Below are 14,476 nucleotides of genomic sequence, written 5' to 3' on the forward strand. Positions count from 1 at the left end.
ATTTACTTCGTGCCTGTAACGACAATGCAGATGCTTTTAAAAGAAGATAGAATAAACCAATTCGTCTGTATATTTGGTTTCTGAACATGAAAGAAAGTAACTCAAATTCAACAGGTGTTAAAGAAATTGCCCGGCTTGCCAACGTTTCTATCGGTACGGTTGACCGGGTGATCCATAACCGGAAAGGGGTATCGGATGAAACCCGTAAAAAGATCAATGCTATTATTGAGGAATTCGATTTCAGGCCCAATAAAATGGCCAGTCTTTTGGCCCGGCGCAACAAGGTGAACATTGGCGTTCTTATACCTAAAACGTCGGCGGAAACCAATTACTGGTCGTACCCGCTGGCAGGTATCACACAAGCTGTTGATGAATTAAAACAGTTTGGTGTAAGTGTTATGCATTTCTTTTACGATTTAGACTCAAAAAGCAGTTTTGTTGAAGCAACTGAACAAGTCCTGGCTACTGATCTTCAGGGAATATTGCTGGCCCCGTCATTTATTGAAGAGTCACTGACGTTTACCCAAAAGCTTACCGTAGCAAATATTCCTTTTGTTTTTATAAATTCTGATCTGCCACGTCAGGAGAGCCTGAGTTATATTGGCCCCGACCTGTTTCAAAGCGGCCGGCTTGCCGCACAAATTATCGGTATGATGGTACGTGAAGCTGATGATATATTCATCGTGAACATTTCTACCGAACTGGAACCCGATCATCATTTGCTAAGAAAGGAGCAGGGCTTTCGCAGGTATTTTGAGGAACACAACATTGCCAATACCATACTCACACTCAATATCAACCATACTGACAACCAGTCGGTAAAAAAGCAATTGAGCAAAGCGTTGGCCTCGGCTCCAAAAGCACGGGTATTATTTGTTACTAACTCAAGGGTAAATGTGGTGGCTGGAGTATTGGCCAATCATCCTCAAAAATTGATTTTGGCTGGATACGATTTTATCGAAGAGAATATCCTTTGCCTCCAAAATGAATCTATCTCTTTTATTATTAGTCAGCGCCCAAAAGAACAGGGCTACCGTGGTGTTATGGCGCTTTACAAACACCTGTTTGGTTTAGGCGATGCAGAGCGTATCACTTATATGCCGATAGATATCATCACCAAAGAAAACTTTCACTATTATAAAAATTAGAGGCTTGAAACTATCGTTCCCAACCGTATCGCCAGTCATTGCAGAAAATGGAACAATAGTTTCTGTTGAGCATCATCAATGCTGTAGCCAGAAATTGGCCTCAAACAATGGCTTGTTTACAATAACGATGCACTTTGCGAATCCAGGTATAGCTTAGCATTCTGGTGTTCACGCAGGATCGTCGACGGATATTTAACAGAAATGGGCTCTTTCAACGTTTTTACAACTGCCTCAGCTTTATTAATCCCCGGAACCATACAGAATATATAATCAGCGCCTAATAAAACAGGAATAGTTAGAGTAAGTGCTTTTACAGGCACATCTTCCAGCCGTTCAAAACAACCGTCGTTAACCTGTTGCCGGCGACAAACCGCATCAAGAGTAACCTTTTTTATAATTTCCGGATCATTAAAATTTGCCTGAAAGGGTTCGTTAAAGGCAAGATGGGTATTTTCTCCTATTCCCATAAAAACTATATCCGGTTTGTTATCATTCAGAAGGCTGGCGTAACGCTCCCTTTCTTTATCTGTATCTGCAGTATTGCCATTTATATAATTTACGCTCCTGAAATTAACATGCCCAAATATAGCATCCGCTAAAAAATTACCAAAGCTTTGCGGGGCATTGGCTGGCAAACCAAGATATTCGTCCATATGGAATGCGTTGACCCTTTCCCAGACGATAGAAATATCGTTTTTAAGGCTCTCCAAAAAAGCCGACTGTGATGGTGCCGCTGCGAATATGATATTGATGTGTTCTTTTTTATTCAGCAGTGTTTTAATGGTTACAGCAGCATCGGCAGCAGCTTTTACGCCGAGGGCGTGCTTGTCGGTCAGGATGATAACATTTAGGTTTTGATATGCGCTTGTCATTTAATATCAGTTAAGCTTTGTAAATAGTTTGTCCTTTAACAATGGTTTGCAGTACACGGAAATCGCCGGTCATTAACACCAGGTCAGCATCTTTACCAATTGATAATGAACCTTTTTGCTGATCGACACCCATTATTTTAGCCGGATTTATCGTTATCATTTTTATGGCTTCAATTAACGGGATATCGGCCAGCTGAACCATGTTTTTAACCAGTTTATCGCAGGTAGCCACACTTCCGGCGAATGACGAGCGATCTGGCAATTTAGCTACATCGTCCTCTACAATAACTTTAAAATTATCGTCAATGGTGCCGAGATAGCTTTCGCCCGGTGGCAGTCCTGCGGCGCGCATAGCATCGGTGATCAGCGAAATATTGTCATATCCTTTTAGTTTACAAACCAGTTTAAGCAGGGCAGGGGGAAGGTGAACACCATCAGCAATGATCTCAACTGTCATATTATCCAAAAAGTAAGCAGCTTCTACTGAACCGGCATAACGATAAGCATCTTTTCGGAATACGGTTGACATGCAGCTGTAAAAATGTGTTACATGGGTAAACCCATTATCGAAAGCTTCAACCACATCTTCAAAAACAGCATCGGTATGAGCTATGGCCGGCAATACGTTTTTGCTTTTCAGGTACCTGCCAAAATCCATTGCACCTGGTAATTCAGGTGCCGCACTCCAACGCTTTACAAAAGGGAACCGTTCAATGATCGATTTATATTCCGAAGGATCCGGATCTTTAATGTAACGGGGGTTTTGTGCCCCCTTTTGCGCCATTGAAACATAAGGGCCCTCTATATGAAAACCAATAAATTCGGCCCCCTTATCGTTAAGTCCCGAGGCTGATTTGTAGCACTCCAGAGTTTTCTCTAAATCGGAGAAGCTTGAACTGAGGCTGGTAGGGGCCATAGCGGTAGTGCCGAAGCGGGCATGCATTTCTGCTATCTGCAGATAGGCATCCGCATTATTATCCATAAAATCAAAGCCGCCCCCGCCGTGCACATGAATATCAATAAATCCGGGGCATAAAAGATTGCCACCGGCATCAATTTCGTTATCGCATGTAAATTCAATCGGGCCGTTTTCAATGGCTTTGATTTTGCCGTTTTCGGCTATTAAAGTACCGTTTGAGTAAATGCCATTGGGCGTTACGATACGCGCGTTACTTATTTTTAAAAAACGTGACATTAGTTGTTCCTTAGCTTGTTATTTTGCGTGTACGTACACAATGCAATTTAGCGAAATTTTTATATCAAAAGATATATTTTTAAATGATGTCGATAAGGGAAACTTTCCAAAAGATCAGTTTAGCAATAAACAAACTTATAAGCATTTTAAAATCACATGGCAGAACGAACTGAGCACATGATAAAATCAACTTTAAACATAACAAAACCTCAGCATAATTTTATTGGTGCAAATATTTGGAAGATTAAAATGAACCAATTACTTTCGTTTACGTGTGCGTACACGTAAGTCACGAAAATGAAAAATCCTCGCACTAACGGTCTCAAACTCGCAAAACTTTATCTATTATTAGCCTTTTTATGTTGTGCCATAACTGTCAAAAGCTTTGGGCAGGATAATCTGAAGGTAAAGGCTTTTCATGTTGATTTGCGGATACAGGTAATGACTATGCCGGCGTTAAAGCAGTTGGCACTGAAACTTCATAGCCAGGGAATCAATACGTTAATTATGGAATGGGAGGGTTCATATCCGTACAGCACTGAAGCGGTAATATCTAATAAGTACGCCTATAAGCGGGATGAGGTTAAGGCATTTATAAAATATTGCGATGGGCTGCATATCGATGTTATCCCTTTACAACAAACCTTTGGCCATGTTGAATACATATTAAGGCATTATAAATATGCAGCTTTAAGGGAGGATGATCAAAATTTTTCGCAGGTATGCCCGAGTGAACCCGAATTAAACCGCGAATTGTTCACCAAGCTGGTTAAAGATATGATCAGTCTACATGATTCGCCTTACGTACATATTGGAGGCGATGAGACCTTTTTGCTTGGCCATTGCGAAAAATGCAAGAAAAAGGCCGCTGAAGTGGGGCTTTCACGCCTGTATTTTGACCATATCAAACTCATCTGTGATATTGTCAGGAGCCTTGGTAAAAAGCCTGTGGTATGGGCAGATATCGCCCTGAAATATCCTGACTATATTCATCTGCTGCCTAAGGAAACCGTTTTTGTGGACTGGAATTATGGCTGGAACCCCAATCTTTTTGGCGACCGCAGCAAATTACTGGCCAGCGGCTATGAGGTGTGGGGAGCGCCGTCAATCCGTAGCGAACCCGATAATTTTTACATCGAAAAATGGTTTAACCATTTCGAGAACATCCGCAATTTTGTACCGCAAATCAAATCATTGCATTATCAGGGCGTAGTGATGACATCATGGTCAACATCAGGCGCATACTCAACCGTTTTTGATTCAAATGATGATCCGGTTGCGCTATACCCAATACGCCGTGTTTATCCTTTATCTGCCTTTAATTTGCTTATCACGGCCTACACCGAAGCCGTTAAAAGTAATCAGCCGCTTGATGTAACAGCATTTATCCGCAATTATTGCAAAACAAATTATGGCTTTAACCAGTCGGATGCCGAGCTGTTTAAACAGGCACTTTTTACAGCACCATACCCGGTAGCTATGGGTAAAGTAAAAGGAAAAACAAATTTATCGCTTGATGAACTTATTGACAGTACAGGTACCGCACTTTCAACGTTGAACAAACTTAAACCGCAGAAAAATCTGCGTGAGTTTGAACATTACAGGTTAATGGCCGAAATCAGGTTATTTTATCTCCATGTATTGCAGGTAGAGGCTGCCATGAACAGCGCGCATTTTAATGTGGCATCAAAAGATAAATATCGCCCGGCTATTATTGCCTTAAAACGTCAATCGGTATTGATCGATGAAAAATTTAACAAGCTAAACGGTGGCTTCCTGAAGGCGGGTGAACTGGCAGATGAAAAAGAGCTTCGTAATGCTAAACTAAGCGAGATTTATGCTAAACTGATAAAATAACTATAGCCTCTGGCAAGGAACCATTTAGAGTATAAAATCACCTATTGCTGCACACCTTGAAGCAGGTTGTCATCAAGCTATTACAAACATTATGACCATAGATACCGGTGGAAAAGCTATGTTTGACGAAAATAGGCAAGAGGTTATTGTAAATGGTAAAATATTTAAATATTAAAAACAAATGGGTTGCTGCTATCGCCATAATATGCTTTTTGACAGGCGGGACGCATGTTTTTGGGCAGGGCCATCCCAATAAATTTCACATCGAAGGCTATTCGCAGGGAACAACTTACCAGGTTACCTATTATGCTGTCGACAGCGTAATTACACAGAAACAAACTGATAGCTTACTGGCGCAACTGGATCAATCTGTATCCTTATATAAGCCTACCTCGTTAATCTGCAGGTTTAACCTGTCAGCAAAAGGTATAGTCATTGATAGCCATTTTAAGCTGCTGGTTAAAAAAGCTTTGGAGATAAACCGTGCTACCGGCGGCGTTGTTGATATTACCGTAAAGCCCCTGGTTGACGCATGGGGTTTCGGCGTGAAAAAGCCGAAAATCTTCCCAAATGATGCGGAAGTAAAAAGTATACTTAAAGACGTAGGCAGTGATAAAATCTGGCTGAAAGGGAATTTTCTGCACAAGAAAACCCCGGGTGTACAGATAGACCTGAACGGCATTGCCCAGGGCTATGCTGCCGACCTGCTTGGTAATTTGTGTGAACAGCACCATGTTTATAATTATTTAGCTGAAATAGGCGGCGAACTGCGCATAAAAGGCCATAAGCCAGGTGGTGAGCAATTTAAAATAGGTATTGAAGCTATTGACGGGAATGATATAAACCCCGGCCCCTTACGTAAAATTATTGAACCGGGTAATGGCGCGGTAACCACATCAGGTAATTACCGTAAGCATTTAGAGGCCGGCGGTAGGCAAATTTCGCATATCATGGATCCTAAAACCGGTTACCCAACCCAAAATGAAATGATCAGTGTTACTGTTTGGGCAAAAGACGGTATCACAGCCGACGGGTATGATAATGGCTTTATTGCCATGGGTTTAAAAAAAACACTTCGTTTTTTGAATAATAGAACAGATATTGGGGCATACATTATTTACAAAAAACCTGATGGAATGGTCGCCGATACCGTAACTGCCGGGTTTAAAAGCCATATGAAACTACAAAATGAATAGAAGAACTTTTGTTGCAAATACCGGACTGATAGCAGGAGGGTTATTATTGGGTAATATAGATTTTGCTAAAGCCGATGATGCGGAAGTAATAAAAATTGGTGTTATTGGTTGCGGGGACAGGGGCAAAGGCGTAATGCAGGTAATCAACCAGTCGCCCGATAAATTTAAGATTGTTGCCATTTGTGATGTTTTGGATTTTCGCCTGTCCGAAGCACAAAAACTAAGTAAAGATAAACCTTATAAAAGCTACGCTGATTACCGGCGCCTGTTAGGTGATAATTCCGTTGATGCGGTATTGGTTGCGGTGCCGCTTAATATGCACTATGCAATAGCTGCGGATGCGCTTAATGCGGGCAAACACCTGTATCTCGAAAAGACGATGACTTACAATATTGAACAAGCGCTGGAACTGGTAAAGCTGGCAAAAAGCAAGCCTAAACAAACAGTACAGATAGGGCACCAGTATCGTTATTCGCCGCTTTATTACAGGGTGAAAGAGATGATCAATAAGGGCTACCTGGGCGAAATAACCCAGATTGATTGCCGTTGGGACCGTAATGGCAATTGGCGTAGGCCGGTACCGGATCCATCGCTGGAAAGACAAATCAACTGGCGCATGTACAAAGAATATTCAGGAGGCCTGATGGCCGAGCTATTATCACATCAGATTGATTTTATTAATTGGGCATTTGATACCAATCCGTCAGATTTTCAGGCTACAGGAGGCATTGATGTTTTTAAGGATGGACGCGAAACTTACGATAATGTACAGGTTATGCTGCGATATCCCCAGCAAGGCATGATTGGTAACTTTGGTGCAACATGCGGTAACGCACGGGATGGTTTTTTGTTCAAGATTAAAGGGACACAAGGAACTGTATCCCTGCTAACCGATCAGGGCATGTTTTATCCCGAAAAGCAATTGCTAAAGGAAAAGGGCGTGGTTGATGGGGTTACCGGTGCTACCCGTATTACCTGGAATAAAGAAGGCGGCACGCCAATTTTACCCGAGCCCACCAAAGATGGCACCTGGTATGCCCTGAATGACTTTTATGAAAAAGTACGTTCAGGCAAATTACCAGATTCCAATATCTATACTGGCGCCCGGACAGCTATATGTGTCCATCTGGCTAATAAAGCTTTGTACAACAAGGAAATAGTTAGTTGGAAAAGCGAATATTCCAATATTTGATCCGGTTTATGGAACTTTCAGGTGCATTTAGCGGACTGAAGCCTGAAAACTAATGCGGGCAAGATAGGATCACCAGCAAATTCGGTAATGGTAGCCGGACTGATACATTTTGCCGGTTACATCGGCAGGGTGCACGGAATAATCATGTGTAGTTTAAAAATGGTATTGATCAATTTTTGATTGCGTTTTTTACTTATATGCGAGTTGGCTTTAGACTAATTCAGTGTTAAAATGATTGAATTCTTTTTTTAATTCATTAACCGATTGCTGTTGTGACAGGCATTCCTGACTTAAAATTTCGAACGCCTTAAGTGTGTATTCAATATTGGTTTCATCTGCTATTTCGATTGCCAGACGGGCAAGATTTTCGCGGACCCGGTTTCTCAATCTATCGATATCGTTTTTGCAAATAGTTAGCCGGTCTTTAAAATGTTTGGCTCTTTCTAAGATATCCTTGTCTGCACGGTCTTCAGCTACTTCGTCCAGTTGTTCCTGGATAAGAAACAGCTCAAAATGATAAAAATCAAGCCAGCGCAGCCATTCGTGGTGAAGGGGACAGGTTTGTTTTACACTGATTTGTTCCATACTATAAGGGTAGCCATCAGCCCGTTTAAAAAAAATGACCATCGTCACTTTTTTAATTGATTGATATCATAAAGTTTATAAATCTTTCTTGAACAAAGGATTCAATGTTAATCTTGTTATTGTTTATTTATTTGATTTTTAATTATTTATAATCTTGCTTTCTAGTTTATGTTAAGCCTGTCAACCTCATCCATTGGTATCCAATCCGGCTAAACGTGTCATGTCGAACTTGCAGAGCGTACTAAGTTGGATGTGTTTACTCCAGTTTGTTTTGGGTTTTGAATCACGCGGAATGGTGACGGAAGTCATTATCTCCACCTGCAAAAACAGGCAATTTTGTGATGTAAAACAATCACACTCAAAACATGAAAACACTGCTTGTTGCTACCGATTTTTCAGCTAATGCAAGGCATGCTGCTGAATATGGTTATGATTTGGCCAAACAGATTAAAGCTGATATGGTACTCTGTAACGCGGTAATTGTTCCTGCAGAAACACCGCAATCAGGTGTGTTGGTATGGCCTATGGACGATCATGATTTATTACTGTTTGGAAGTACCTGCGAACTCGAAAACCTTAAATCAGACCTGGAAAAAAACGCCCGGCCAGACGGGTTTAAACCGGCAATTGCACTCAAAAACGAATCCGGAACCGTAGCCGATGTAGTAGAAAGCTATGCCGAAAATAACCTCATTGACCTTGTGGTGATAGGAACGCATGGTGAGGGTATGAACAGTTTTTTATTAGGCAATCATTGTAAGAACATGATCGAAGCTACTACCAAACCTTTAATGCTCATCTCGCCGGAAACCCGTTTTGTGCCACTTAAAAAAATAGCGTTCGCTACAGATTTTACCGACCCCAAAAATGATCTTGAAAGTTTATTTCACTTAATACCTTTTGCCAGAATATTAGGTGCTGAAATTTTGCTGACACATATATATAATGGCGAAACACTGCCGGAGGAATTAAGAAAAAATATTAGTGACTTTATGACTGAGGTTTCGAATAAAGCCAATTATCCGAATATCTATTATCGCAGTGTACAAAACAGCCATGTTGAAGCTGGTTTAAGCTGGCTTTGCGAACACGGGCAGGTTGATATGCTGGTAATGGTGCATCGGCCGCATAGTTTAATTTACCGCTTATTGAAAAGCAGTCATAGCGAAAAAATGGCCGGTCGCCTCAATATTCCGCTGTTGGTATTTCCTTCTAAAAAGTAAGCCGTTCACCGTCAATCAATAAAAAGTAAAGAGATGCTGCCTAAAACAATGAAAGCCGCGGTGGTCCATCAATTTGGTCAACCGCTTCAAATTGAGGAAATGCCCGTGAAAGAACCGGGCGAAAACCAAATATTGGTAAAAGTTATGGCTTGCGGCGTATGCCACACCGATTTGCACGCCTGTGAGGGAGACTGGCCCGTAAAGCCCAAAATGCCTCTGATCCCCGGGCATGAGGCCATTGGCTATGTAGCTGCACTTGGTAACGGTGTGAAAAATGTTAAGGAAGGTGATATTGTGGGAGTGCCATGGCTGTACAGCGCCTGCGGATGCTGCGAATTTTGTATAACTGGCTGGGAAACGCTTTGCGATTCTCAACAGAACGGAGGGTACAGCGTAGATGGGGGCTTTGCGGAATATTTAATTGCGGACTCGCGTTATGTAGCCCATTTTCCCGCTAATGCAAACTTCATTGAGATGGCACCTATTATTTGTGCTGGCGTTACAGTTTATAAAGGCATAAAAGAAACAGAAGCTAAACCCGGCGAATGGATTGCCATATCGGGCATTGGCGGGTTAGGGCACCTCGCTGTTCAATATGCCAGGGCTATGGGCATGCATGTGGCTGCCATTGATATAGCAGACGATAAACTGCAATTAGCAAAAGATTTGGGTGCCGATTTAACGGTAAATGCCCTCAATCAGGATCCGGGAGAATTCCTGAAAAAAAATACAGGGGGGATGCATGGCGTGTTAGTAACAGCAGTTTCACCAGTTGCCATTAAGCAGGGGATCTCGGTGTTAAGGAAAAAAGGTACCATAGCGTTAAACGGGCTCCCCAAAGGCGATTTCGAGCTGCCGATTTTTGAATCTGTTTTAAACCGGTACACTATTCGTGGTTCTATCGTAGGCACCAGGAAAGATATGCAGGAAGCCATTGAATTTGCACTCGACGGTAAAGTGAAAGCCACTGTTCATACCGCCAATCTGGATGATATTAACCAGGTATTTGACAGGATGAAAGCAGGTGAAATAGAGGGCAGAACGGTGCTGGATATAGCCAACCCGGGGTAAGTTGAATGCTTAACTAACTCAAAAGTGACGCTATGGTCTTTATGGCAGTATCGATTTTATTGTTCCATAGCGGGCCATAGCAGGTGGCCTCTATGATTGTGGATCTTGCGTTTTTTATTGATATGAATCTTCGTTGCCGGAACCCTTTTCGGCTCCGTTTGCGCAAACACTAAGAGGATAGCGTCTGTTGTCAGGAATAGGATGAGCGCTTTTAGCAAATAAACAGACGCCTGCGAAATAAATCATTGATCAGTTGCACGTAAAAAGTAACAGGCATCACAATCATATCGCAGGTTAATCTTAGATTTGCGCCATCAGCTGTGTTTTAAATATTAATTAAATATAAAAAGTATTGATAATTATGTAAACATTTGTTCGTTTTATTCCTAATATTTGTATCGTGATCAAAAAGCTGTTTGTAACCTTTTTAGCCCTGTTGTATCTCGGAGTTTCTTCCGGGGCAACCCTGCATTACCAATACTGCATGGGCAAGCTGATCAAGGTTTCTTTATGGCACAGTCATAATGAAAAATGCCATACCTGTGGTATGCCGCTGAAGGAAAAGGCGACAAAAAAATGCTGTACGGATAAACACCAGCAGTTGAAATCCGAGAAAAGCGGCGCGGTTACTTACACCCAGGTCACTTTAGGAACAAGTGCCGTGATTCTTCCGGCATTTCCGTCTTGTGCTTGGGTCGGCTATCATTTGCCTTCGGTTACCGTTGAGTATCCCGTGAACAAGGCACCGCCACCTGTAGCGGCAATTCCCGTTTTTCTCCGCAACCGCAATTTTCGTATCTGATTTTCCTTTTTTTGATTTCTTCGTTCTGAAGAAAGATGTGACTTATATAGTTACCTAACCTGCAACAAAACTTCTTTAATCAATAATTGTCTGCCTGGCAGACAATTGATATTCACTTATTGTACTATTTCAAAACATGAAAAAGCTTCAAATTTTTGTATGCGCTTTTATCGCGCTGCTTTCAACCATTCAAGTAAAAGCACAAACCAATGTCTCGAAAAACGCGGTATTGACCGCTTATTACGGCGTAAAAAATGCGCTGATCAGTGGTGATGCGGCCACGACCAATACCAGGGCCAAAGAATTTCAAAGTGCGGTAAATGCTGTTCCAGCCGATCAGATGACCGAGGCGCAAAAAGACAAATTACTGTTTGATGCCCGGCACATCGGCGAGAGCGATAATATTGCCCACCAGCGGGAACATTTTGCCAGCTTGTCGGAAAACCTGTATACGCTGGTCAAAAACGGTAAGTTTAACAGCGCACCGGTTTACCGCGACTACTGTCCGATGAAAAAATCGTACTGGCTCAGCGAATCTCTGGCCATCAAAAACCCTTACTATGGTAATCAAATGTTAACCTGCGGCGAAATGAAAGAAACATTGCCCGCAGCAAAATAATTTCAGAGGGCCGGGGTGCAAGCTACGGCCTTTTTTTATACTACGATGAAGAAGTTAATTTTATTCTTATTCCTTTTGCTCCTGTTGCAAAGCACCTTTGCCCAACATGCCATGATGGGCATGGGACGCAACATGAACAAAGGCAAACATCTCCCGCTTTACACCAGGATTGGGAAGCGGGAGATCTATCACCTTTATATTAATGATACCACAGTCAATTATACCGGCAAAGCGCGGCCGGCGATGGCCATTAACGGCAGCATTCCTGCACCCGCGCTTGAATTTACTGAAGGCGATACCGCCGAGATCTATGTGCACAACGAAATGATGATGGAAACCTCCATCCACTGGCACGGGCTAATCCTTCCTAATCGCTATGACGGCGTTTCCTATCTGACCACAACGCCGATCCAAGCCGGACAGACGCATTTATTTAAGTTCCCATTAGTGCAACACGGCACCTACTGGTATCATTCGCATACCATGACCCAGGAACAAAGCGGTTTGTATGGCGCGTTCATCATCCATGAAAAGCAGCCTTCACTGACGAAGGAATATACTTTGCTGCTCAGTGACTGGACCGATGAGAACCCGGAGCAAGTACAGCGCAGGTTGCATAACGCTTCTGATTGGTACGCGATCCGCAAAGGCAGTACACAGAATTATCTGCAGGCCATCCAAACCGGACATTTAAGTACAAAACTCACCAACGAGTGGAAAAGAATGACGGCTATGGATGTGAGCGATGTGTATTATGACCGCTTTTTTAGTAATGGCAAAGCTGAAAATACCGCCCGGCAATTCAAGGCGGGTGATCAGGTGAGATTGCGGGTGATCAACGGCAGTTCGTCCACTTATTTCTGGCTGGGCTGGGCTGGTGGCAAACTGAAAGTCGTAGCCAATGATGGCGAAGATGTTCAGCCGGTGGAGGTTGACCGTATGATTGTGGGAGTCGCGGAAACCTACGATGTTATGGTCACCATACCCCAAGACGGCAGCTATGAGTTTCTGGCTACTCCCGAAGATCGTACTAAAAATACCTCATTGTGGTTGGGTAGCGGGCCAAAGCATCCGGCTCAGAAATTGCCGAAACTGAAATACTTCGACGGCATGAACATGATGAACAGCATGATGGACATGCACGGCAATATGAAAGAAATGGAAGGCATGAAAATGACCAACCAGGTGATGGATATGAACACCGTCATGTATCCGGAGATCGGTGAAGGCGAACCGCCGGTGACGCTGAACTACGGGATGCTAAGGGCAGTTCATACCACTACGCTGCCCGAAGGCCCTACCAAAGTGCTCAACTTTGAGCTGACGGGCAACATGAACCGCTATGTATGGTCGATCAATAATAAAACCGTTTCCGAATCCGATAAAATATTGATCAAGCAAGGCGAAAATGTGCGCATCATTTTATACAACAATACCATGATGCGCCACCCGATGCACCTGCACGGCCACTACTTTAGGGTATTGAACGGGCAAGGAGAATATTCGCCGCTCAAAAATACGCTGGACATCATGCCGATGGAGCGTGATACCATCGAGTTCCGTGCGACCGAAAGCGGCGACTGGTTCTTTCACTGTCATATCCTGTACCACATGATGAGCGGCATGGGGCGTATCTTCAGTTACGAAAATTCGCCCGCAAATCCCGAAGTGCCCGATCCTGTAGCCGGATTTAAAAAAGTCGCGGCTGACGACCGCCGGTTTTACGCCTCCGTTAAGGCCGGTTTAGAGACGAACGGCAGTGACGGCAATGCCGCTTTGGCCAACACCCGCTGGAAATTCTCCACGATGTGGCACCTGGGTATTAATGCCACAAAGGGCTACGAAAGCGAAACCATGTTAGGGCGTTACTTTGGCCGGATGCAATGGTTGTATGCCTATACCGGCTTCGACTATCATTACAAAAAGACTAATGAACCGGAGAAAAACCTGTTCGGACAAATCAGTAACAAAAACAACCGCCATACGGTAGTCGTCGGTTTGGCTTATACGCTGCCCATGCTGTTTGTCGCTGACGCGCGTATCGATGGCAATGGAAAGTTAAGGTTTCAGCTGGGGCGCGAGGATATTGCCTTAACCAGCAGGCTGAGGTTCTCTATCGTGGGCAATACCGATAAAGAATACAGCACGGGACTACGGTATATCGTAAATAAAAGCTTTTCTGTTTCCAGTCATTATGACAGCGATATGGGACTGGGCGCAGGCTTAACCCTGACCTATTAAAATAAATGAGCAATATGGAACATCCGCATGAACATCACTACGAAGAAAATACTATGGCTCACCAGCACATGGCGCACGCAGGTCATCATCATAGTAGCATGATCGCCGATTTTCGGAAACGTTTTTATGTAGTATTGGTACTAACGGTGCCCATATCGCTTTTACCCCAAATGATCCGGCAATGGCTGCATTTACAGATGGGTTTTCCGGGAAGCCAGTATGTCCTTTTTGCGCTCTCCGGTATTATATCGCTTATGGCGGCTACTGGCTTTCGGAAATAAGAGGCAAAAATCCGGGTATGATGACGCTGATCTGTTTTGTCATAACGGCTACCAAGGGATACAGTGCCGCCGCCGCTTTTGGGTTAAAGGGGATGGATTTCTTTGTTTGGAGCCGGGCACGCTGACCCTCATCGTGCTGCTGGGCCATTGGATCGAAATGAAATTGATGGCAGGCACTTCCCGCGAGCTCGAAC

General features: G+C 43.3%; 14 protein-coding genes. 10 read left to right on the forward strand and 4 right to left on the reverse strand.

Annotation, left to right across the window (positions count from 1 at the left end):
- Positions 1–86: 86 nt before the first annotated feature.
- Entirely contained in the window at positions 87–1,148 is a 1,062-nt protein-coding gene (locus AC59JO_RS07470; protein ID WP_497304452.1) for a LacI family DNA-binding transcriptional regulator, read from the forward strand.
- Positions 1,149–1,264: 116 nt separating this feature from the next.
- Here AC59JO_RS07470 and AC59JO_RS07475 read toward each other — a convergent pair whose 3' ends face one another.
- Both AC59JO_RS07475 and nagA read right to left on the reverse strand, forming a co-directional pair.
- On the reverse strand, positions 1,265–2,020 hold the full coding sequence (locus AC59JO_RS07475; RefSeq protein ID WP_497304454.1) for a 6-phosphogluconolactonase: 756 nt from the start codon (positions 2,018–2,020) through the stop codon (positions 1,265–1,267).
- Positions 2,021–2,030: 10 nt separating this feature from the next.
- Positions 2,031–3,215 (reverse strand): N-acetylglucosamine-6-phosphate deacetylase, encoded by a 1,185-nt coding sequence (nagA, locus tag AC59JO_RS07480; protein WP_497304456.1) that lies wholly within the window; start codon positions 3,213–3,215, stop codon positions 2,031–2,033.
- Positions 3,216–3,512: 297 nt separating this feature from the next.
- Here nagA and AC59JO_RS07485 point away from each other — a divergent pair, with 297 nt between their 5' ends.
- From AC59JO_RS07485 to AC59JO_RS07495, 3 genes are all read left to right on the forward strand, one after another.
- The gene (locus AC59JO_RS07485) at positions 3,513–5,072 is read left to right on the forward strand and encodes a beta-N-acetylhexosaminidase (RefSeq protein ID WP_497304458.1); all 1,560 of its coding nucleotides are present in this window, start codon (positions 3,513–3,515) and stop codon (positions 5,070–5,072) included.
- A gap of 152 nt (positions 5,073–5,224) precedes the next feature.
- Positions 5,225–6,268, forward strand: coding sequence for an FAD:protein FMN transferase (locus tag AC59JO_RS07490; RefSeq protein WP_497304460.1), 1,044 nt, complete (start codon positions 5,225–5,227; stop codon positions 6,266–6,268).
- On the forward strand, positions 6,261–7,460 hold the full coding sequence (locus AC59JO_RS07495; RefSeq protein WP_497304462.1) for a Gfo/Idh/MocA family protein: 1,200 nt from the start codon (positions 6,261–6,263) through the stop codon (positions 7,458–7,460). Before AC59JO_RS07490 ends, AC59JO_RS07495 begins: the two co-directional genes overlap by 8 nt.
- Positions 7,461–7,670: 210 nt before the next feature.
- Here the strand turns inward: AC59JO_RS07495 and AC59JO_RS07500 are convergent, their stop codons facing one another.
- Positions 7,671–8,045, reverse strand: coding sequence for a hypothetical protein (locus AC59JO_RS07500; RefSeq protein WP_497304464.1), 375 nt, complete (start codon positions 8,043–8,045; stop codon positions 7,671–7,673).
- A gap of 365 nt (positions 8,046–8,410) precedes the next feature.
- Here AC59JO_RS07500 and AC59JO_RS07505 point away from each other — a divergent pair, with 365 nt between their 5' ends.
- The 4 genes from AC59JO_RS07505 to AC59JO_RS07520 all read left to right on the forward strand — a co-directional run bounded on the left by AC59JO_RS07505 (position 8,411) and on the right by AC59JO_RS07520 (position 11,760).
- Entirely contained in the window at positions 8,411–9,268 is an 858-nt protein-coding gene (locus tag AC59JO_RS07505) for a universal stress protein (protein ID WP_497304465.1), read from the forward strand.
- A gap of 33 nt (positions 9,269–9,301) precedes the next feature.
- Complete coding sequence (adhP, locus tag AC59JO_RS07510; protein WP_413668081.1) at positions 9,302–10,339, forward strand: alcohol dehydrogenase AdhP; 1,038 nt, start codon at positions 9,302–9,304, stop codon at positions 10,337–10,339.
- Positions 10,340–10,739: 400 nt separating this feature from the next.
- A complete protein-coding gene (locus AC59JO_RS07515) occupies positions 10,740–11,141 on the forward strand; it encodes an HYC_CC_PP family protein (RefSeq protein WP_413668082.1) in 402 nt (133 codons plus the stop codon).
- 136 nt (positions 11,142–11,277) lie between these two features.
- Positions 11,278–11,760 carry a DUF3347 domain-containing protein gene (locus AC59JO_RS07520; protein WP_497304468.1) on the forward strand — a complete coding sequence of 161 codons (483 nt, stop codon included), beginning with the start codon at positions 11,278–11,280 and terminating at the stop codon, positions 11,758–11,760.
- A 66-nt stretch (positions 11,761–11,826) separates the two neighbouring features.
- Here the strand turns inward: AC59JO_RS07520 and AC59JO_RS07525 are convergent, their stop codons facing one another.
- Entirely contained in the window at positions 11,827–12,078 is a 252-nt protein-coding gene (locus AC59JO_RS07525) for a hypothetical protein (protein ID WP_497305049.1), read from the reverse strand.
- On the opposite strand from AC59JO_RS07525, the gene AC59JO_RS07530 reads away from it, so the two are divergent.
- A complete protein-coding gene (locus AC59JO_RS07530) occupies positions 12,004–14,001 on the forward strand; it encodes a multicopper oxidase family protein (protein WP_497305037.1) in 1,998 nt (665 codons plus the stop codon). The genes AC59JO_RS07525 and AC59JO_RS07530 overlap by 75 nt on opposite strands.
- Positions 14,002–14,182: 181 nt before the next feature.
- Positions 14,183–14,407: a hypothetical protein gene (locus tag AC59JO_RS07535; protein ID WP_497304470.1), complete on the forward strand. Its 225-nt coding sequence runs from the start codon at positions 14,183–14,185 to the stop codon at positions 14,405–14,407.
- Positions 14,408–14,476 lie beyond the last annotated feature (69 nt).

It is taken from the genome of Mucilaginibacter sp. A5337, assembly GCF_059690695.1.